We start from the raw sequence: 17,443 nt of genomic DNA on the forward strand, positions 1-17,443 counted from the left end.
GGCTGTGCGTTCGGGCGCTTGCGAAGCAATGCTTCGCAAGCAAAGCGCCCTCACCCATGTAAGCTCGGCCGCCGCATCCATGCGGCTCACGCCCCCTCAACCGGACCCACCCCGCCTTCGACAGATTTCCGCGATCTGTTGGAACCTGCTGCTGATGGTGGGTGCCGACCGTTGGTCGGCACGGGGTCGGATCCAATTCTGACTATCGATATCTGACAGATGTGCCGACCAACGGTCGGCACCCACCAACAGCGCGCGGAATCTGTCAGAGGTGGGGCGGTGTGGGTGGGCAGGACCGTTGGCGCCATGGATGGCGCCATCGAGCCCCCATGGATGGGTTTACGGCGTGTCCTGACCACCCACACCGCCCCGCCATCCCACGGAATGCCGCTCTTGATCTTGCTTCGGCTTCGGCCTCTGCAGGTGCAGGGCGCAGCCCTGCCGAAAACTACCCTCAGCCGTCGCCCTGGATGCCGCCGGGCGCCTGCGCCGGGTCACGCCAGCGGCGCACCGTGCGCTGGAAGAACAGGTTGTTCGGCAGCTGCAGCACCGTGCCTTCGTGGCCGTCGCCGGTTTCCTGCAGTGTGGTGTAGATCAGGTTCACGTCGATCACCCGGCCTTTCAGGCCCGGCTTCTCGCCGTTCTCCAGCACTTCGATGTAGTCATGCAGGCGGAACGGGCGAGTGGTGAAGATCAGCAACGTGCAGAAGATGTTGGAGAGCACGCTCCAGGCCGCGAAGAAGGCCACTGCGCCCACGGCCGCGAAGCCGGTGAACGCGGTCCACAGCACTGAAGGCTTCGCGCCGAGCAGGCTGAGGATATACAGCAGGGCGCTGAAATAGACCACGAAACTGGTGATCCGGCGCGCGCCCATCACCATTTCAGGTGGCAGCGTGTAGTGCTCGGCAAAGCGCCGGATCAGGCGACGGGCCAGTACCCGCAGCAGCCAGGCGACCAGCAGCACCAGCACGATCTGCAGGGCCACGCCCGCGTAGTTCAGCCATGGGTGGCTCCAGGCCGGCAGGTGATCCTTCAGCGACAACATCATGGGGGCGAAAACAGGTGGCGGGAACGGCCTCGATGTTACCCGGCGCGTGCCGGGGTTTCGACCATCGGTGACCACGCCAGGCAGACCAGCTCCTGGCGATCCTGCTGCAGGCAGGCGCGGCCGTTGTCGGGGCACAACCGCAAGGACAGGCCCGATGCCTGCAGCACGACGCAAGCGACGATTACCAGCAGGGCGGCGCAGGATGGGCTGGACATGGCGGAACTGCCTGGAGGTGTTTTCTCGAATGACCATGCATGGATGCAGCCATCGTCGAAAAGGTTGCATGGCCTCGATTGGCGATCGGCTCTAAACCTTTTTCCGGGTCGCCGCATCCAAGCGATATGCTCGACACCACGATGCCATCGCCGCCTGCCGCCCACGCCCCTGTCGACGAACCCGCCCTGGTGCGGGCGGCCGCCGCCGGTGACACTGCGGCCTACGAACTGCTGTACCGGCGCCATGCGCCGCGCGTGTTCGCCGTACTGTGGCGCCTGTGCGGGGGCCAGCAGGCGCGTGCCGAGGATGCCCTGCAGGAGGCCTTCCTGCAGGCATGGAAGGCGCTGCCGGGGTTCCGGTTCGAAAGCAGCCTGTCGACCTGGTTGCATCGGCTGGGCGTCAACGCCGCACTGATGGAACTGCGCGGGCGCGCCGCCGGGCAGGACCACGACAGTCTGGAGGAGGTCGACGGCGGCGTGCAGGAGCTGGCGGTGCACGACCGTTGTGCCGGTACCGAGCGCGACCTGGAGCGCGCACTCGCGACGCTGCCTCCGAGGGCGCGTGCGGTACTGGTACTGCACGACATCGAAGGCTGGAAACACCAGGAAATCGCCGAGCAGCTGCAGATGGCCGTCGGCAGTTCAAAGGCACAGCTGCATCGTGCGCGCGGCCTGCTGCGCGCACGGCTGGGAGACATGGCATGAGTACACACGAACACGATTGCGATCACGATCTGCTGGCCCGGCTGCGCGCGCTGCCGAACGAGCGCGATGTACCGGCCGATGGCTGGGCACGCCTGTCCGCGCGGCTGCCGCCGCGTGAACCAGAGGCAGCACCTGCGCCAACGGGCAACGTGGTGGCCCTGGCAACGCGTTCGCGGCGCCGCTGGTGGTTGCCGGCCGGCGCTGCCCTGGCTGCCAGCCTGGCGATCTACGCCGTGGCCCCTTGGCGGCATGCGCAGCCGGATATACCGGTGCCGTCCGCGCTGCAGTTGCAGGCTGCGGCGATGACCGAGCAGTACCGGCAGGCGGTGGCCTCGCTGCCCGCAGGCCGGGCACCGGAATGGCAGCCGGCGCTGCACGAACTGGATGAAAGCGCGGCACAGATCCAGGCCGCGCTGGCGCAGGACCCACGTGCGCCTCACCTGCTTGGCCAGCTCAAGCGCACCTATTCGCTGCGGCTGGAACTGACCCGGCAGGCGGCCTATGCCGCCGAGTCCGGCCTGACGACCTGAGGAGACCCCCGATGACACGAACCCTGATGACCTGCTGCGCCGCGCTGTTGCTGCTGCCCGCGGTGGCCCTGGCTGACACCCGGATCGACGAACGCCACAACCTGGCCGCCGGCGGCCGCATCGAACTGAGCAACGTGGCCGGCAAGGTGACCGTGCGTGGCTGGGACCGCAACGACGTGCAGCTCACCGGTACGCTCAGTGATGGCCTGCAGCTGCGCCAGGAAAAGAGTGCCAACCGCGTCCGCTGGGAGATCGAGTATCCGCGTCGCAGCAACAACGGCGGCGCAACGCTGGTGCTGAACGTGCCGCGCTCGGTGGAGCTGCTGCTGAGCACGGTCAGTGCCAGCCAGGACATCAGTGGCATCGACGTGCGCCGCCTGCAGGCCGACACCGTCAGCGGCAGCCTCAGCGCCTCCGGTCGCAGCGGTGACAGCAAGCTCAATACGGTCAGTGGCGGTGTCAGCGCGCGCCTGCAGACGCCGAAGCTGGACGTAAATACGGTCAGTGGCCGGATCGTGGCCGGGAGCGGCGTGTCCGGCGACATCGGTGCACAGACGGTATCCGGCCGGGTCGAGGTCGATGCCGGGCGGGTGCAGCGGCTGGCGGTGGAAACCGTATCGGGCAGCATTGACCTGTCGGCGGCCGGGCTGGCGCCGGGAGGCCGTATCAATGTCGAATCGGTGAGTGCGTCGGTCAACCTGCGCCTGCCGCGCGCCGTCTCGGCGCAGCTGTCGGTGAACAGCTTCAGCGGGTCGATCAACAGCGATGCTGGCCAGGTGGAGCGGCCGCGCTACGGCCCCGGCAGCCATCTTGATACGCGGCTGGGCAGCGGCGACGGTGATATCCGCATCCAGTCGCATTCGGGCAGTGTTCGGGTAAGCCTGGATCGCTGAGCGCGATCCGGCAGGCCGCGGCGGCAGCGCCGCCGCGGTCGCTACTGGGTCAGCTGGCTTTCTTCAGCGCCCAGGTGGTGCCGAGGACTTCGATCTTGCCACCGGCCTTGCGGAACGCTGCCAGGTCCGAAGCGATCGAATCGCTGCTGACCACGGTGCTGGCGGCCGCGCCCTTGCGTTCGCTGCGGATGCTGTTGCTGGCCTTCGCGGGGGTCTTTGCCTTGCGGGGCATGGTTGCTCCTGTCAGGTGGAAGGGGAGGAAAGCGCCCAGGCATCAGCCTGGCGCAGGTAGTCCTGCCGCTCGCGGCGGCAGTCACTGCCGCCCATCGAGAACTGGCGGCAGATCGCCGGGCGCTGCGAATAGATCGTGCAGCGCAGGTGATAGGGATCGATCGCCGCACACCAGCCTTCCTCGTTGCGCGCCATCACGGCACGGCCGTGGGTGTCGCGTGACAGGAACTGGCCGGGCACGTGGTCGCCGGACTGCAGCAACACGGGCAGCCGGCAACAGACCGCGTCACAACGGCGGCAGTCGATGGGTGCATGTGCTGCGTCAGGTTGTAAGGCCTCAGGGGCCTGGCGGGTGCCCAAAGCGGGTCTCGATGGCGGCTCCGGTGGTACGCGGACCATGAACGAGCCAGGAAGGCATGGCCGCTAGGCCCGCAGGGCGGGCCAGGCTGCACCGTGGACACACACCGGCGTGGACGGTGGAAGGTACAGCAGGGTTCTAGCCGACCAAGAGTAACTTGGATCGCGTAACGTTTTGTTAATCCTGGCTGGCTGCCGCCAGCGCAAGGCCCTGGACCACGCCCAGCGAGGGCTCGCCGTGGACCATGCGGGCGCCCGGGAAGGCCTCCGCAACGGCTTGGCGCAGATACCCGGCGCGGGACATGCCGCCGGTCAGGAACACCGCGTCCGGGTTGCCGCCGATGTCGCTGCGGACCTGGGCCAGCAGCTCCCGGAGCTGCTCCAGATAACCATGGGCGGCTGCGGCCAGGCCGTCGGCGCTGCTGTCGGCATGCAGGTCGCGGGCGATGTAGTCCAGCGTGCTGCGATGTTCGCTGGCGGCGCTGAGGGCGATCTTGGCGCGCTCGACATCGCGGTACAGGCGGGCGGTATTGCCGGTGTCCTGCAGGGCCTGCAGGCGCGCGCCCCACGGATTGTCGACATGGTCATACTTGTGCTGGCGGAAGTCGCGCTGGCGGGTCATGTCCTGCACGGTGGCCGCTTCTACGTAGTGGTGGGCGGGCACGCGGGTGATGCCGCGGCCGAACAGCGGCATGTAGCTGGACAGGCTAAGCGCCAGGTCGATGTCGGTACCGCCGCGGGCGATGCCCCAGGCGCGGTGGATGCGCGGGGCGTCGTCGCCGCCGACTTCGGCGTGGGCGATATCGGTGGTACCGCCGCCGATGTCGACGATCACGGCCTGGTGCCGTTCGCGGCTTTCGGCGTGATAGTGCATGGCCGCCGCAGCCGGTTCCTCGAGGAAATCGATCTGGTCGAAACCGGCCTGGCTGGCGGCTTCGCGCAGGATGTCCAGCGCCTGGTCATTGCCGGCCGCACCGATCGAGCTGCGGAACTGCACCGGACGCCCGAGCAGGGCCGCTCGCAGCGGCTGGCCGAGCTGGGCGCTGGCGGTCAGGCGGATGTGCTCGAGGATGTGCGCGGCGATGCCGGTGATGGTCTGCTTGGCGCGTGGGTGCAGGTTGTAGCCGAGCATCGATTTCGGGCTCTGCACCAGGTTGCCTTCGTGTTCCTCGAAATAGGCTTCCAGCGCTTCGTCACCGTAGACCGCATTCTGCAGCAGGTCGCTGGCACTGCGTTCCTTGCCGGCACGGGCTTCCATCCATTCCCGGCGCAGCGCGCGCAGGGCTTCGCGGCGCAGCGCCTGCGGCGTGCGTTCCTGGCCGGCGGCGCGCGCCGCACGCGCAGCGCTGTCGATCATCTGCTGCAGCTGGTGCTCCTGGCCGTCATCGAGCTGGAAGTCATCCGGGTCGGGAACCACGCCGGGGAAGTACACGCTGGTCCGGAACTGCTCGGCGTCGCCGAAGCGGATCGGCAGCAGCTTCCCTTCATGCACGATGGCGGCGGCGGAGTTGCTGGTACCGAAGTCGATGCCGAGGCGCATGGGGAGTTCCGGGGGCGATCAGGGGCCGCGCACTCTGCTGCAGTTCGCCGCCGACTGCAAGGTCCCGCGGTTTCCTGTTCCGGGCCGGGTCAAGGAGGTCGCGGCGTACTGCCCGGAAAAGGCCAGGGGAGCCGGGCGGTTACAATGGCGGCTGTTGATTCACTTTGAGGTACTTGCTGATGTCTTCTGCCCCTGCCTGCCCGCAGTGCACCCTGGAAAACACCTACGCCGATGGCGCGCTGTGGATCTGCGCCGACTGCGGCTTCGAATGGACCGCCGAGGAAAGTGCCGGTTCGACCCTGGTCGTGCGTGACAGCAACGGCAATACCCTGCAGGCCGGTGACACCGTCACCGTGATCAAGGACCTGAAGGTGAAGGGCTCCTCGATCCCGCTCAAGCAGGGCACCGTGATCCGCAACATCCGCCTGGTCGAGGACGATGCCGAGCACATCGAAGGCAATTCGGACAAGATCAAGGGCCTGGTCCTGAAGACCTGCTTCCTCAAGAAGGCCTGACCGGCCTTCAGCGCCTGGCCTGCTGCCGTGCGCGCCAGCGGGCCAGGCTGTCCAGCTTGGCCTGGTAGCGCGCCTGCTGCGGCGCCCCGCCCAGTTCCTGTGCACGCAGCAGCTCACGATCGGCGTGCTTGAGCTGGCCCGCCAGGAAATAGACCCGCGCCAGCCCGAAGTGGAACTGGTGCGCGGTGTCGTACAGGCGCACGGCCTTCCGGTAATAGCGGATCGCCTGCTGCAGTTGCCCGGCGCGTTCGGCCTCGGCTCCGAGCAGGTACTGCGCGAACGGGTCTTCGCGCTGCACCGACTGCAACCGCTGCTCCAGTGCCTGGGCCTGCGCAATCATGCCCAGCTTGCGGTAGAGGGCGCTGGCGTTGGTGAGTGCAGCATCTTGGCGGCCGTCCAGTCGCAACGCCCTTTCCAGTGCCCGTCGCGCGGCGGCGGTATCGCCCGTGCGGTTCTCCAGCACACCCAGGTTGTTCCAGGTGGCAGCGAAGCTGCCGTCCTGCGCCAGCGCGGTATCGAAGAAGGTACGTGCGCCCGCCAGGTCGCCGCTGGCCATGCGTTCGGCGCCGCGATTGTTGTAGAAGTGCGCCAACGCCCGCGCCTGGCTGATCGGCAGCGGCCCGCGGCGGTCGTACAGCACATTGCGATCCAGATCGACGGTGGCGAAGCGGCCGGCGAAGCCGACCCCGGCATTGACGTGGCCTACGCTGTAGACCAGGCCCTGGGCCTGGTCCTGGTACCACGACACCACCTGGCCGACCTCCTGCACGCGCGCCTGGATGCCGGCTTCGCGTGCCAGCGCGACGAACATCAGGGTAAAGGCCAGGCAGTTGGCGCGTCGCTGCTGCCAGATCTCGCTGACGGTAAGGGTCGCGTCGGCGTCGTACTGCAGGTCCATGCCATGGCGGTCGAAGATCATCTCCACCAGCGCCTGCAGGCGATGCTCGCTCGAATAGCTGCGACGGGTCACCTGGGTGTGCAGCATATCGAGCATGGCCGGTGGAATCGCGAACACCTGCTGCGGCGTCGGAATCGTCGGCGCGGCGGTGCTGGCAGTGAGCGCAGGGACTTCGTTCGCGCCAGGGTTCAGTGCGATCGCGGAGGGTGCCGCCAATGCGGCCAGTGCGAGCAGAACGGATCGGGCGGCAGGACGGTACATGACGGCTCCCGGCAGCGGCGGGCGCTCCCGCCTGAGGCGAGTGTAGACCTGTGCGCGCCCCCCTGCAGTGACCGCTGGTCGGTCCGCGGGTTCATCCACAGCCGGTGTGGACCAGCGCTCGACAAAGCTGTGGACAACCGCGTTGGGGCCCCGTGCGAAGGGCGTTGTGAGGGTGTGGTGAAAAAATGGCCAGCTTGCCCGCCACCGGCGCAGGCGGGATGATCCGGTCATGGACTTCTCCCCGCTGACGCTCGCTCCGGCGCAGTGGCAGGCGCTGCAGGACAGCTATGCGACGCCACCACGTGCCTACCATCACTTCGGCCACGTGCGTGCGGTGCTGCAGCACTGCCAGGAGGTTGCCGACGGTCCAGGCTGGCAGCAGCCGGCCGAGGTCTACCTGGCCGCGCTCTACCACGATGCGATCTATGTGGCGGGGCGAAAGGACAACGAGGCGCGTTCGGCGCAGCTGGCCCTGCAAGTGATCGCGCAGGCGCCGGAACTTGCCACGGTCGACGCGGCCCGGGTCGAGCAGCTGATCCTGCTGACTGCCCGCCATGGCGAGCTTGGCCCGGACGATGTCGATGCCGAGGCCGCGTTGTTCCTGGACTGCGACATGGCGATCCTGGCCGCGCCGGAACCGGTGTTCAGCGCCTATGACCGCGGCGTGGCCGAAGAGTACAAGGGCGTGGTGCCGGGCTTCCTTTATCGCGCCGGCCGCCGCCGTTTCCTGCAGGGCCTGCTGCGTGCACCGCGCATCTTCCTTAGCGAATTCTTCCACCAGCGACTCGACGCGGCCGCGCGCGACAACCTGCGCCGGCAGCTGGGCCGCTGAACCAGCCCGGTACACTGGGGCCTGTTTCCACCGATTGCCGCTTCCAACCGTGTCTGTCCCTGATCCCGATCCCCGCCCGTTGCCGCCGGAAGAGCCCGGTCCGAACGAATGCTGCGGCAGCGGTTGCCCGCTGTGCGTGCTGGACCTGTATGCCGACGAGCTGCAGCGCTATCGCAAGGCGTTGGCCGAATGGCTGGCGCGGCACCCGGAGGCGTCCGCATGAGCCGCGCGCGCCCAGCGGCACTGCTGGCGCTGGCGGCGCTGCTGCTGTTCGTGGCCACCGCGCTGTGGACCCAGTTCGCACGCACTGATCTGGACTGGGTGCGGGCCACGCTCAGCCTCTACCTGCACGGGCCGTGGGGGCTGGCATTGCGCGCGGCCTACTGCCTGCTGGCATTGGCGATCGCCCTGCTCGGCATCAGCCTCTACCGGGGCAGCGTCGGCCCGCGGCGCAGCGCGGCGGCGCCGCTGCTCTTCACTGTCTCGGCGCTGGGCCTGGCCACGGTCGCCATCGGTGACAGCTGGCTGCCGGAAGCGACGCCGCTGCTGGCACCGTTCATCCATGGGCTGGCGGCCAACACTGCGTTCCTGTGTGCCAGCGTCGGCATGCTGCTGCAGGCCTGGTACCTGCGCCGCGAACCGGGTTGGCAGTCCGCCGCGGGCCTGCTCTGGGGCTGGGTCTGGCTGGCGTTCGTACTGTTGTGGCTGCATGTGCTGTGGCGTGGCGGGCCGCCGCGCGGGTTGGGGCAGAAGGTCGTGATCGTGGTGATCGTAGGCTGGCTGCTGTACCTGGCGCTGGCACTGTACCGGCGCAGTCGGCGTACCACGGCCGACTGAATCGCCAACGGCCTGCACCGGTACGTGCCGTGCACGCGGTGGCGGCGTATCGTGTGCGCATTCCATCGGGGATGCGATATGAAGCGTGCAGGGCTGGGCAGGGCAATGGGTGTGGTTCTGGCGCTGGCGGCGCTGCCGGCAATGGCGGCGGCCAACGTGCAGCAGTTCAGCCACGGGCGGTTCGAGCAGATTCCGGTGCACATGCCGGCCGGCACGCCGCAGCGGGTGGTGATCTGGTTCCACGAACCCACCCCAGGGGGTGACACCAGCCGCCTGCCGATCGAAGCCCTGCGTGCCGACGGCGCCATGGTTGCCGCTGTGGACATCGCGCACCTGCGCGGGGTGCTCAAGCGCGAGGGTGATCCGACCTGCTCGTTCGGCGCCGGTGACGTCGAGAACTTCTCGCGCTGGCTGCAGGCGTCCCTGCATCTGCCCGGCTACCACCTGCCGCTGGTCGGCGGTGACGGCGAGGGTGCCGAGATGGCCTATTCGCTCGCGGCGCAGGCCGACACCCAGGTGTTTGCCGGCCTGCTGACCACCGGCTTCTGCCCGGACCACAACCATGAGCGCATGGTCTGCGGCGATGGTGTGAAGCACAACACGCTGCAGCCCGCCGAACTGAATTTTCCGTGGTTGAGTGCCGCTGGCGATCACGGCTGCAAGGTGGGCGAGGCCAGCCAGTTCGTGCAGCAGGTGGCGATGGCGCGCGAATTCAAGCGCACCGCGCGCGGTGATGCGTCGCCGGGTCTGGTCGCCGCGGCGCGCGTGATCGGTGCGCAGGCGGGTGTCAGCCTGGCACCGCCACCGGCAGCGCTGAAGGACCTGCCGATAGTGGAAGTGCCGGCGAGTGGCAACGGTGACACGCTGGCCGTGTTCGTGTCCGGCGATGGCGGCTGGGCCGGCCTGGACAAGGACGTGGCGTCGTCGCTCAACGAGCACGGCGTGGCCGTGGTCGGCATCGACTCGCTGCGCTACTTCTGGAGCGAGCGCACGCCGAAGGGCTTCGCCGCTGACCTGCAGAAGATCATCGACCACTACCGCCAGCAGTGGCACCGCGACAAGGTAATGCTGATCGGCTTCTCGCAGGGTGCCGACGTGCTGCCGGCGACCATCAACCAGCTCGACGCCGATACCCGCGCAGCGTTGGATCGTATCGTGCTGCTGTCGGTGGGCAGGAAGGCCGACTTCGAGTTCCACGTCAGCAACTGGCTGGGCGGTGGCGGCGATGGCCTGCCGATCGCACCGGAGGTGGCCAGGCTGCCGGCGGAAAAAACCCTGTGCGTATATGGCGACAAGGACGAGGACGCACTGTGCCCGGACCTGCCGGCCAATGACGGCGTGAAGCGGGTGAAGCTGCCGGGCGACCACCATTTCGGCGGTGACTATGATCGGCTGGCCGAGGTGATCCTCAAGGGCGGGGCGTAGCGCCGGGCCACGCTGGCCAGCGTGCTGGAAAATGCCGACCTTGGTCGGCGCTGGCGTGTCGACCAAGGTCGACACCTGCCGGGTGGTGCGGGTCGTCAGTTGCGCCGCGGGTCCAGAGAGATCAGGCGCGTGGCGTCCAGCAGCGCCGCCGGCAGGTGCATGCCGCCAGGCGCGGCGAGATAGCGTGGCCGCCACTGCGGATCGAACTTCGACTTGAAGCGGCGCAGGCCACTGAACCCGTAGAAACGTTCGCCATGCCGCGCCAGCAGGCCGGCCAGCCGGTTCCAGCGGCCAGCCAGACGATGCTGTGCCAGCCCGGAAAGCGGCGCCATGCCCAGCGAGAAACGTGCATAGCCCTGTGCGCGGCCCCACAGGAACAGCTCGATGAAGAGGAAGTCCATCGTGCCCTTCGGTGCTTCGCTGACGTGGCGCATCAGGTCCACCGACAGCTCGGCGCCTGCCGGTGCCTGCCACAGGTTGGCGAAGGCCACGATCTGGCCTTCGGCCTCGACCAGCGCCACCGGGAAGCGCACCAGGTAATCCGGGTCGTAGCTGCCGAGCGAGAAGCCCTTTTCGTCGCCGGCCTTGTCTTCCAGCCATGCGTTGGAGATCGCGTGCAGGCGCGGCAGCAGGCTGGGAACTTCCTCCACGGGCGCCACGCGGAAGGACAGGCCACCCCGCTTGCCCCGGTTCCAGGCCTGGCGCAGGTCGGCGCGCTCGCGCCCTTCCAGGCCGAAATCATGCAGCGGCACCATCGCTTCTTCGCCCAGCTTGACCAGCCCCAGGCCGAGGTCAAGGTAGGTCTGCCAGTAGGACTCGCCGACCTGGTAGAAGACGGGGCGCAGGCCGAGGCGGTCGGCTTCCTCGCGGAAGCGCCAGATCAATGCGCGGGCGACGTCCGGCGGGCCGACCGGGTCGCCCATCGCGATCAGCGAACCTCCATAGCGCTGCATCATCACGAAGCCCAGTTTCGCTTCATCGCGCAGCACTGCCTTGTCAGCGGTCAGCACCAGGCAGGCCTGGGTGTCGGTGGCACCGGCCAGGACTGGCGCCAGCGATTGCAGCGTCGCTTCATCGGCGGCGGGCAGCGGGCTGCGTGTGCTGTGCAGCAGCCGCGCCAGGCCGAACATCACCAGCGCGATGGCCACCACCAGCAACGCGCGCAACGCGCGCGGTGCGTTGCCGGAGACCGCGAACTGCCACCACAGCTCGTTCTGGTATTCGACATGGCTGTAGGTGAAGAACAGCAGCCAGGTCACTGCCACCAGCACCAGGCCCAGGTTACGCAGCCACGGCCACGACCAGGCTTCATCCAGCAGCGCACCCTGGCGGTAGAACTCGCGGCGCGCGGCCCACAGCGCCATCGCCACCAGCACCGCCGAGACGGCAATCAACGGTTGGCCACCGCGCAGCCACAGCGGCAGCGGGGTGGCCACGCACACCGCCATCGCCAGCATCCACGCCGCGTGGCTGCGCCGGGCCAGGCCCTGCCCGATCAGCAGCAGCGCGACACCACTGAGGCTGCCGATCAGGTGCGAGGTTTCCAGGATCGGCAGCGAGGCATTCACCAGGTGCCGGCGTGGCGTGGGCAGCGTGCCATCGATGACCAGCGCGGCGCCGATGCTGAACACCGCCAGCGCGATGATCTGCGGCAACCATGGGCGCAGTGCGTTCCAGCCGGCGCGGGTTGCCCCGGCACTGGCCTGCAGCGGCTGGCGCAGCGCGGGCGCAAGGGCGAGCAACGTGGCCAGCACCAGCGGTAGTACGTAATAGGTCACGCGGTAGATCAACGCGGCCGCCAGCACCGCCGCCGGTGCCACCTGCGGCAACAGCTTCAACAGGCTCCATTCGAACACGCCCAGGCCGGCCGGCACGGTCGAGACCAGGCCGGCCAGTACCGCGACGAGGTACAGGCCGACGAAGCCGGGCAGGCCGGTGGGCGTCGAGTCCGGCAGCAGCACATAGAACGCGGCGCTGGCCAGCACCAGCTCGATCACGCTGAGCACGGTGACGCCGAGCATGGTGCGGCGGTCGGGTAGCCACAACGCATGGCCGAACACGCTGAACTGCCGTCCATCGCGACCGACCAGCAGCACGGTACCCAGATAGGCGAGCAGGGCGACGATGCCGACGATGCGCACGGCATCGGGATTCAGTGGCAATGCCAACGCCGCTGCCGCCGGTTCCATGCAGAGCGCCACGCTGATCAACAGCCACGCACCGAACACGAAACCGAGCGTGCTCATCAGCACCACCTGGCCGATCTGCGCCAGGTCCAGGCCGGCGCTGCGGTAGCCACGCAGGCGCACTGCGCCGCCGGTCAGCGCGGCAAAGCCCACGGTCTGGCCCAGCGTATGCGCAAGGAAGGCGGTGATGCCGATGCGTGCCGGATGCACGCGGATTCCGCTGCGACGCAGGCCGATGGCATCGAAGCCGATCAGGCAGGCGTAGCTGGCCAGGCCGAGCACCACGGTGAGCGTGATCTGCAGGCCACTGAGCTGGCGGAACGCCTGGCGGATGGCGCGGTAGCCGTGCTCATCGAATTCACTGGCCAGGCCATGCAGGGCCAGCGACAGGATCAGCAGGGGAACGACAATGGTGAGGACCCGCTTCCATGCCGGGGTGGAGGAAGCGGCGGCGGGGTTGGTGGCTGCGGTCATCGGCGCAAGGGTGCGTCAGGAGGGGCGAGTGCGGTGTCAACGCGGGGCGTGGCGCATCGTGCGCCTGTCGCCGCCATTTGACCAGCGGATGTGTCGGAGCCCGGTAGTGACGTGTCGCGCGGGGGACCCGTGCACCCACCGTTGACCGGATTGGAGGACAATGCGGGCCTGATCACCCGCAGGAGCCACGCCCATGATGGAGCGTTACGACGTCGGACCGCGCATGTCCGAAATGACCGTGTACAACAAGGTCGCCTACCTCTCCGGCCAGATTCCGGAAGACACCAGCCAGGACATCACCGGCCAGACCCGGCAGGTGCTGGCGGAGATCGACAAGCTGCTGGCGCTGGTCGCCAGCGATCGCCAGCACGTGCTGCGTGCGGAAGTGTTCCTGGCTGACATCGCCGACTTCGACGGCATGAACAAGGCGTGGGACGAGTGGGTGGTCGAGGGCGCGACCCCGGCCCGCGCAACCTTCGAAGCCAAGCTCGCGCACGCCGAGTGGAAGGTCGAGATCGTGGTGACGGCAGCGGTGCCGTAACTGCGGGGTGGGGTCAGATCCCTTTCCTGCGGAAAGGGATCTGACCCCTGTTACAGGGGCAGCAGCTCGATGCAGTCCACCGGGCACGGCGGGATGCACAGCTCGCAGCCAGTGCACAGGTCGGCAATGACCGTGTGCATGTACTTGGCGCCGCCGACGATGGCGTCCACCGGGCAGGCCTGGATGCACTTGGTGCAGCCGATGCAATCGGCTTCGACGATCAACGCCACCTGGGCCGCCTTGTGCTCGCCGCGCGAACGATCAAACGGAATCGCCGGTACGCCGAGCACCTGCGCCAGCGCCCGTGCACCGGCGTCGCCACCCGGCGGGCAGCGGTCCACACCCGCCTCGCCACGTGCCATTGCCTGCGCGTACGGGCGGCAGCCGTCATAGCCGCATTGCCCGCATTGGGTCTGCGGCAGCAGGCGGTCGAGGCGTTCGGTCAGGGGCGGGATCAGGCTCATGCGTGGCGGAGGCTGCGCGTTGGGTTATTTCAGGGGCTTGCCGCGGAACCAGCGCTCGTGGGCCAGCGCCAGCATCGGCCTGTCTTCGGAACTGTCACCGTAGGCATGGATGCGCACGTAGCGCGACAGATCGAACTGGCGGCGGATGTGCTCGACCTTGCGCGGGCCGCAGTCGCCGTCGGCATAGCGACCGGTCAGGCGGCCGTCGCGGCTTTCCAGCCGGTTGCAGATCAGCTGCAGGCCCAACTGTTCGCACCAGGGCTTCAGGTACAGGTCCAGCGAGCCGGACACGATCACGACGGTGTGCTGCTGTTCCTTGTGCCAACGGATCTGCTCCAGCATTTCCGGGCGCACCACGTCGGGCAGGAACTCGCGCGAGAAGCCTGCGGCCAGCGTGGCGATGTCATCGCTGTGGCGGTCACTGAAGGTCAGGCGGGTGACGCGGGCGCGGATGCGTTCGGCCGAGATCAGCTTCAGCCTGTACGCGGCCAGCCACGGCCCGACTTTCCACCATGCCTGTGCCAGCTGTTCGGCGGTGGCCACGCGGCGCAGGAAGCGGCCATAGGTATCGCAGGTGGTCACGGTGTGGTCGAAGTCGAACAGCGCCAGTTCCATTGCGTTGCTTCCCATCGCGTTGCGTCCCGGGGCCGGAGCTGCCGGCGGGCGTGGACGTAACCACGCCCGCTGCAGGCATCAGCGGACCGGCATGCCCGGCTGCGCGCCGCTGTCGGCGTCCAGCAGCGCCAGTGCGCCACCGTCGAAGCCGGCCGACAGGATCATGCCTTCGCTCAGGCCGAAGCGCATCTTGCGCGGGGCCAGGTTGGCGATGAACACCACGCTGCGGCCCACCAGCTTCTCCGGTTCGCCGTAGCTGCCACGGATGCCGGAGAAGATCTGGCGCTTGCCCAGCTCGCCGGCGTCCAGTTCGAAGCGCAGCAGCTTGTCCGAACCTTCCACGAACTCGCAGACCAGCACCTTGCCGATGCGCAGGTCGAGCTTGGCGAAATCGTCGATGCCGATGTAGGCCGGGGCGTCGGCGCTCTTTGCTTCGTCCTTGGCCGGGGCCGGGGCCGGAGCCGGGGCGGCCGGCTTGGCGGCGGGGGCAGCGGCAGCCGCCGGCTGCAGGGTGTCCTTGGAGGCGTCGATCATGGCGTCAATCTTCTTCGGGTCAATACGGGTGAACAGCGGGGTGTACTCGGTGATGCGGTGTCCCAGCAGCGGTTGCGCCAGCTCGGTCCAGTCATTCACCGGCGCGGCGAGGAAGGCCTCGGCCTGCGCGGCGGTGGCCGGCAGCACCGGCTTCAGGGCGGTGACCAGCACGCGGAACAGGTTCAGGCCCTGGCTGCACACGGCCTGCAGCTGCGCATCGGCGCCTTCCTGCTTGGCGATGACCCACGGCTTGACGTCGTCGATGTAGCGGTTGGCTTCGTCGGCCAGGGTCATGGTCAAGCGGATCGCCGCGGCCGGGTCGTTGCGCTCGTAGGCTTCACGGATCGGCGCCAGGCCATCGACGAAGCGCTGGTACTGCGCCGCATCGGGGAGCTGCGCGGCCAGCTGGCCGTCGAAGCGCTTGCTGATGAAGCCGGCGCAGCGGCTGGCCAGGTTGACGAACTTGCCGACCAGGTCGGCGTTGACGCGGGCGATGAAGTCACCCAGGTTCAGGTCGAGATCGTCGACGCCACCGCCGGACTTGGCGGCGTAGTAGTAGCGCAGCGCTTCCGGCTCCAGGCCAGCATCGAGGAAGGTACGGGCCATCACGAAGGTGCCGCGCGACTTGCTCATCTTGGCGCCGTCCACGGTCAGGTAGCCGTTGACGTGCAGGCGGGTCGGCGCGCGGTGGCCGGTTCCGTGCAGCACCGCCGGCCAGAACAGCCCGTGGAAGTTGACGATGTCCTTGCCGATGAAGTGGTGCAGTTCGGTGGCGGTGCCGGCACGCAGGTGCGCTTCGAAGTCCTCACCGATCCTGCCGCACAGGGTCTGGAAGCTGGACAGGTAGCCGATCGGTGCGTCCAGCCAGACATAGAAGTACTTGCCCGGCTGGCCGGGAATCTGGAAACCGAAGTACGGCGCATCGCGCGAGATGTCCCACGCGCGCAGGCCGCCTTCGGCATTGAGCCACTCGCCCAGCTTGGCCTTCACGCCCGGCAGGGCGACATCGCCGGCCAGCCACTCGCGCAGGAACGCATCGAAGTGGCCCACCTCGAAGAAGAAGTGCTCCGAATCGCGCATTTCCGGCGTGGCGCCGGAGATGACCGAACGCGGCTCCTTCAGGTCGGTCGGTGCATAGGTCGCGCCGCAGACTTCGCAGTTGTCGCCGTACTGGTCGGCACTGCCACAGTTCGGACAGATGCCCTTGACGTAGCGGTCGGGCAGGAACATGCCCTTGGCCGGGTCGTAGAACTGCGCGACCGAACGGCGGCTGATGTGGCCGGCCGCTTCCAGCTTCAGGTAGAACTGCTCGGTCAACGCCTTGTTGGCCGCCGAATTGGTCGAGTCGTAGTGGTCGAAGGCCACGCCGAAGGCGGCGAAGTCACGTTCGTGGCTGGCCTGGATGTTGGCGATGAAGGTTTCCGGGGTGACCCCGGCCTTTTCCGCGGCCAGCATGATCGGCGTGCCGTGGGTGTCATCGGCGCAGACGAACCAGGTCCTGCCGCCGCTCATTCGCCGCGCACGTACCCAGATGTCAGCCTGGATGTAGCCGACCAGATGGCCCAGGTGCAGCGGGCCGTTGGCGTAGGGCAGGGCGGTGGTGACGAGCGCGGTACGGGTCATGGTCGCGGGTGGATCCGAGGGGAACCGCAGAGTATCGCATGCCCGCAACGACGTGACCCGGCCGGGGCCGGGTCACGGGGTTGAAGCAGGTGCGGGGCGCTTATTCGCGCTGCCAGGTCTGCGCGCGGCAGATGAAGGCGATGCAGCCGGACACGTCCAGCCGGGTGCCGCCGGGCTGCAGTTCCATCTTCGACTTGTAGGTCTTGCCGTTGGCCGGGTCGAGGATGGTGCCGCCGGACCACTTGTTGGCGCCGTCGGCCTTCAGGTTCCAGAGGATGGTCATGCCCTTCACCGGCTTGTTCCTGTTGGCGCCTTCACAGCCGTCACAGACCGGGTTCGGGCCCTTGTCCGAGTGCAGGATGTCGACCACCTTGCCGGTCAGCGTGCCGTTGGGGGCCTGGGTGATCTCGACGATCGACTTCACCTTCCCGGTCTTGTCGTCGATGGTCTTCCAGCGGCCGGCGGCGCCGTCGGCGGCCTGCGCCGAGAGCGCGGCCAGGCACAGCGGCAATGCCAGCAGCAGGGTCTTGAAGGTCTTGCGCATGGTCCCCTCCCAGGGTTCATTCCGGCACGGTGCCGGCATGGGTCGACTGTATACCCATTCGGCGGAGTATGGGGAAGGGGGGCGTTGCAGGGTTGCGCCCTGCACCCGCGGTAGTGCCGGCCGCTGGCCGGCAACCTCAACGGCGGGATTCCGTGGGATGGCGGGGCGGTGTGGG

General features: G+C 68.1%; 20 protein-coding genes. 9 read left to right on the forward strand and 11 right to left on the reverse strand.

Annotated features, from left to right (window positions below):
• Positions 1-454 precede the first annotated feature (454 nt).
• Together A7X97_RS15560 and A7X97_RS15565 are read right to left on the reverse strand one after the other, a co-directional pair.
• Complete coding sequence (locus tag A7X97_RS15560) at positions 455-1,048, reverse strand: mechanosensitive ion channel family protein (RefSeq protein WP_005418176.1); 594 nt, start codon at positions 1,046-1,048, stop codon at positions 455-457.
• A 35-nt stretch (positions 1,049-1,083) separates the two neighbouring features.
• Positions 1,084-1,263 (reverse strand): hypothetical protein, encoded by a 180-nt coding sequence (locus A7X97_RS15565; RefSeq protein ID WP_061480628.1) that lies wholly within the window; start codon positions 1,261-1,263, stop codon positions 1,084-1,086.
• Between the two features lie 126 nt (positions 1,264-1,389).
• Here A7X97_RS15565 and A7X97_RS15570 point away from each other — a divergent pair, with 126 nt between their 5' ends.
• Genes A7X97_RS15570 through A7X97_RS15580 form a run of 3 tightly spaced genes read left to right on the forward strand, consistent with a single transcriptional unit; the run spans position 1,390 to position 3,391 of the window.
• On the forward strand, positions 1,390-1,968 hold the full coding sequence (locus A7X97_RS15570; protein WP_072169105.1) for an RNA polymerase sigma factor: 579 nt from the start codon (positions 1,390-1,392) through the stop codon (positions 1,966-1,968).
• The gene (locus A7X97_RS15575; RefSeq protein WP_072169106.1) at positions 1,965-2,498 is read left to right on the forward strand and encodes a hypothetical protein; all 534 of its coding nucleotides are present in this window, start codon (positions 1,965-1,967) and stop codon (positions 2,496-2,498) included. Before A7X97_RS15570 ends, A7X97_RS15575 begins: the two co-directional genes overlap by 4 nt.
• A gap of 11 nt (positions 2,499-2,509) precedes the next feature.
• Entirely contained in the window at positions 2,510-3,391 is an 882-nt protein-coding gene (locus A7X97_RS15580) for a DUF4097 family beta strand repeat-containing protein (protein ID WP_061480626.1), read from the forward strand.
• A 49-nt stretch (positions 3,392-3,440) separates the two neighbouring features.
• On the opposite strand, the gene A7X97_RS15585 is transcribed toward A7X97_RS15580, so the two are convergent.
• The 3 genes from A7X97_RS15585 to A7X97_RS15595 form a co-directional block, all read right to left on the reverse strand.
• A complete protein-coding gene (locus A7X97_RS15585) occupies positions 3,441-3,623 on the reverse strand; it encodes a hypothetical protein (protein WP_005410566.1) in 183 nt (60 codons plus the stop codon).
• 11 nt (positions 3,624-3,634) lie between these two features.
• Entirely contained in the window at positions 3,635-3,928 is a 294-nt protein-coding gene (locus tag A7X97_RS15590; RefSeq protein ID WP_072169117.1) for a YkgJ family cysteine cluster protein, read from the reverse strand.
• Positions 3,929-4,157: 229 nt separating this feature from the next.
• Complete coding sequence (locus tag A7X97_RS15595; protein WP_088496761.1) at positions 4,158-5,519, reverse strand: Hsp70 family protein; 1,362 nt, start codon at positions 5,517-5,519, stop codon at positions 4,158-4,160.
• A gap of 179 nt (positions 5,520-5,698) precedes the next feature.
• On the opposite strand from A7X97_RS15595, the gene A7X97_RS15600 reads away from it, so the two are divergent.
• The gene (locus A7X97_RS15600) at positions 5,699-6,034 is read left to right on the forward strand and encodes a zinc ribbon domain-containing protein YjdM (protein ID WP_010482882.1); all 336 of its coding nucleotides are present in this window, start codon (positions 5,699-5,701) and stop codon (positions 6,032-6,034) included.
• Positions 6,035-6,041: 7 nt separating this feature from the next.
• On the opposite strand, the gene A7X97_RS15605 is transcribed toward A7X97_RS15600, so the two are convergent.
• Positions 6,042-7,193, reverse strand: a complete 1,152-nt coding sequence (locus A7X97_RS15605) for a transglutaminase domain-containing protein (RefSeq protein ID WP_111008160.1) — start codon at positions 7,191-7,193, stop codon at positions 6,042-6,044.
• A gap of 229 nt (positions 7,194-7,422) precedes the next feature.
• Here A7X97_RS15605 and A7X97_RS15610 point away from each other — a divergent pair, with 229 nt between their 5' ends.
• The 4 genes from A7X97_RS15610 (at position 7,423) to A7X97_RS15625 (ending at position 10,287) form a co-directional block, all read left to right on the forward strand.
• The gene (locus A7X97_RS15610; RefSeq protein ID WP_088496759.1) at positions 7,423-8,025 is read left to right on the forward strand and encodes an HD domain-containing protein; all 603 of its coding nucleotides are present in this window, start codon (positions 7,423-7,425) and stop codon (positions 8,023-8,025) included.
• A gap of 49 nt (positions 8,026-8,074) precedes the next feature.
• Positions 8,075-8,248, forward strand: a complete 174-nt coding sequence (locus A7X97_RS15615) for an oxidoreductase-like domain-containing protein (RefSeq protein ID WP_061480629.1) — start codon at positions 8,075-8,077, stop codon at positions 8,246-8,248.
• Positions 8,245-8,862, forward strand: coding sequence for a DUF998 domain-containing protein (locus tag A7X97_RS15620; RefSeq protein WP_111008161.1), 618 nt, complete (start codon positions 8,245-8,247; stop codon positions 8,860-8,862). The genes A7X97_RS15615 and A7X97_RS15620 overlap by 4 nt, the downstream gene beginning before the upstream one ends.
• A gap of 78 nt (positions 8,863-8,940) precedes the next feature.
• Complete coding sequence (locus tag A7X97_RS15625) at positions 8,941-10,287, forward strand: virulence factor family protein (RefSeq protein ID WP_072169110.1); 1,347 nt, start codon at positions 8,941-8,943, stop codon at positions 10,285-10,287.
• A 95-nt stretch (positions 10,288-10,382) separates the two neighbouring features.
• Here the strand turns inward: A7X97_RS15625 and mprF are convergent, their stop codons facing one another.
• On the reverse strand, positions 10,383-12,947 hold the full coding sequence (gene mprF / locus A7X97_RS15630) for a bifunctional lysylphosphatidylglycerol flippase/synthetase MprF (RefSeq protein ID WP_088496757.1): 2,565 nt from the start codon (positions 12,945-12,947) through the stop codon (positions 10,383-10,385).
• A gap of 193 nt (positions 12,948-13,140) precedes the next feature.
• Here mprF and A7X97_RS15635 point away from each other — a divergent pair, with 193 nt between their 5' ends.
• Positions 13,141-13,488, forward strand: a complete 348-nt coding sequence (locus A7X97_RS15635; RefSeq protein ID WP_005418155.1) for a RidA family protein — start codon at positions 13,141-13,143, stop codon at positions 13,486-13,488.
• Positions 13,489-13,538: 50 nt separating this feature from the next.
• Here A7X97_RS15635 and rnfB read toward each other — a convergent pair whose 3' ends face one another.
• The 4 genes from rnfB to A7X97_RS15655 all read right to left on the reverse strand — a co-directional run bounded on the left by rnfB (position 13,539) and on the right by A7X97_RS15655 (position 17,268).
• Positions 13,539-13,952, reverse strand: coding sequence for an Rnf electron transport complex subunit RnfB (gene rnfB, locus A7X97_RS15640; protein WP_061480619.1), 414 nt, complete (start codon positions 13,950-13,952; stop codon positions 13,539-13,541).
• A 24-nt stretch (positions 13,953-13,976) separates the two neighbouring features.
• Entirely contained in the window at positions 13,977-14,567 is a 591-nt protein-coding gene (locus tag A7X97_RS15645) for an HAD family hydrolase (protein WP_072169112.1), read from the reverse strand.
• Between the two features lie 78 nt (positions 14,568-14,645).
• The gene (gene metG / locus A7X97_RS15650) at positions 14,646-16,724 is read right to left on the reverse strand and encodes a methionine--tRNA ligase (RefSeq protein ID WP_088496756.1); all 2,079 of its coding nucleotides are present in this window, start codon (positions 16,722-16,724) and stop codon (positions 14,646-14,648) included.
• A 100-nt stretch (positions 16,725-16,824) separates the two neighbouring features.
• On the reverse strand, positions 16,825-17,268 hold the full coding sequence (locus A7X97_RS15655) for a DUF2147 domain-containing protein (protein WP_049415741.1): 444 nt from the start codon (positions 17,266-17,268) through the stop codon (positions 16,825-16,827).
• Positions 17,269-17,443: the final 175 nt, after the last annotated feature.

It is taken from the genome of Stenotrophomonas sepilia, assembly GCF_003244875.1.
Taxonomy (GTDB): Bacteria; Pseudomonadota; Gammaproteobacteria; order Xanthomonadales; family Xanthomonadaceae; genus Stenotrophomonas; species Stenotrophomonas sepilia.

Coding starts and splice junctions, on each gene's coding strand:
- A7X97_RS15560 (WP_005418176.1), bottom strand. CDS start 1,048: ATGATGTTGTCGCTGAAGGATCACCTGCCGGCCTGGAGCCACCCATGG.
- A7X97_RS15565 (WP_061480628.1), bottom strand. CDS start 1,263: ATGTCCAGCCCATCCTGCGCCGCCCTGCTGGTAATCGTCGCTTGCGTC.
- A7X97_RS15570 (WP_072169105.1), top strand. CDS start 1,390: ATGCTCGACACCACGATGCCATCGCCGCCTGCCGCCCACGCCCCTGTC.
- A7X97_RS15575 (WP_072169106.1), top strand. CDS start 1,965: ATGAGTACACACGAACACGATTGCGATCACGATCTGCTGGCCCGGCTG.
- A7X97_RS15580 (WP_061480626.1), top strand. CDS start 2,510: ATGACACGAACCCTGATGACCTGCTGCGCCGCGCTGTTGCTGCTGCCC.
- A7X97_RS15585 (WP_005410566.1), bottom strand. CDS start 3,623: ATGCCCCGCAAGGCAAAGACCCCCGCGAAGGCCAGCAACAGCATCCGC.
- A7X97_RS15595 (WP_088496761.1), bottom strand. CDS start 5,519: ATGCGCCTCGGCATCGACTTCGGTACCAGCAACTCCGCCGCCGCCATC.
- A7X97_RS15600 (WP_010482882.1), top strand. CDS start 5,699: ATGTCTTCTGCCCCTGCCTGCCCGCAGTGCACCCTGGAAAACACCTAC.
- A7X97_RS15605 (WP_111008160.1), bottom strand. CDS start 7,193: ATGTACCGTCCTGCCGCCCGATCCGTTCTGCTCGCACTGGCCGCATTG.
- A7X97_RS15610 (WP_088496759.1), top strand. CDS start 7,423: ATGGACTTCTCCCCGCTGACGCTCGCTCCGGCGCAGTGGCAGGCGCTG.
- A7X97_RS15620 (WP_111008161.1), top strand. CDS start 8,245: ATGAGCCGCGCGCGCCCAGCGGCACTGCTGGCGCTGGCGGCGCTGCTG.
- A7X97_RS15625 (WP_072169110.1), top strand. CDS start 8,941: ATGAAGCGTGCAGGGCTGGGCAGGGCAATGGGTGTGGTTCTGGCGCTG.
- mprF (WP_088496757.1), bottom strand. CDS start 12,947: ATGACCGCAGCCACCAACCCCGCCGCCGCTTCCTCCACCCCGGCATGG.
- A7X97_RS15635 (WP_005418155.1), top strand. CDS start 13,141: ATGATGGAGCGTTACGACGTCGGACCGCGCATGTCCGAAATGACCGTG.
- rnfB (WP_061480619.1), bottom strand. CDS start 13,952: ATGAGCCTGATCCCGCCCCTGACCGAACGCCTCGACCGCCTGCTGCCG.
- A7X97_RS15645 (WP_072169112.1), bottom strand. CDS start 14,567: ATGGAACTGGCGCTGTTCGACTTCGACCACACCGTGACCACCTGCGAT.
- metG (WP_088496756.1), bottom strand. CDS start 16,724: ATGACCCGTACCGCGCTCGTCACCACCGCCCTGCCCTACGCCAACGGC.
- A7X97_RS15655 (WP_049415741.1), bottom strand. CDS start 17,268: ATGCGCAAGACCTTCAAGACCCTGCTGCTGGCATTGCCGCTGTGCCTG.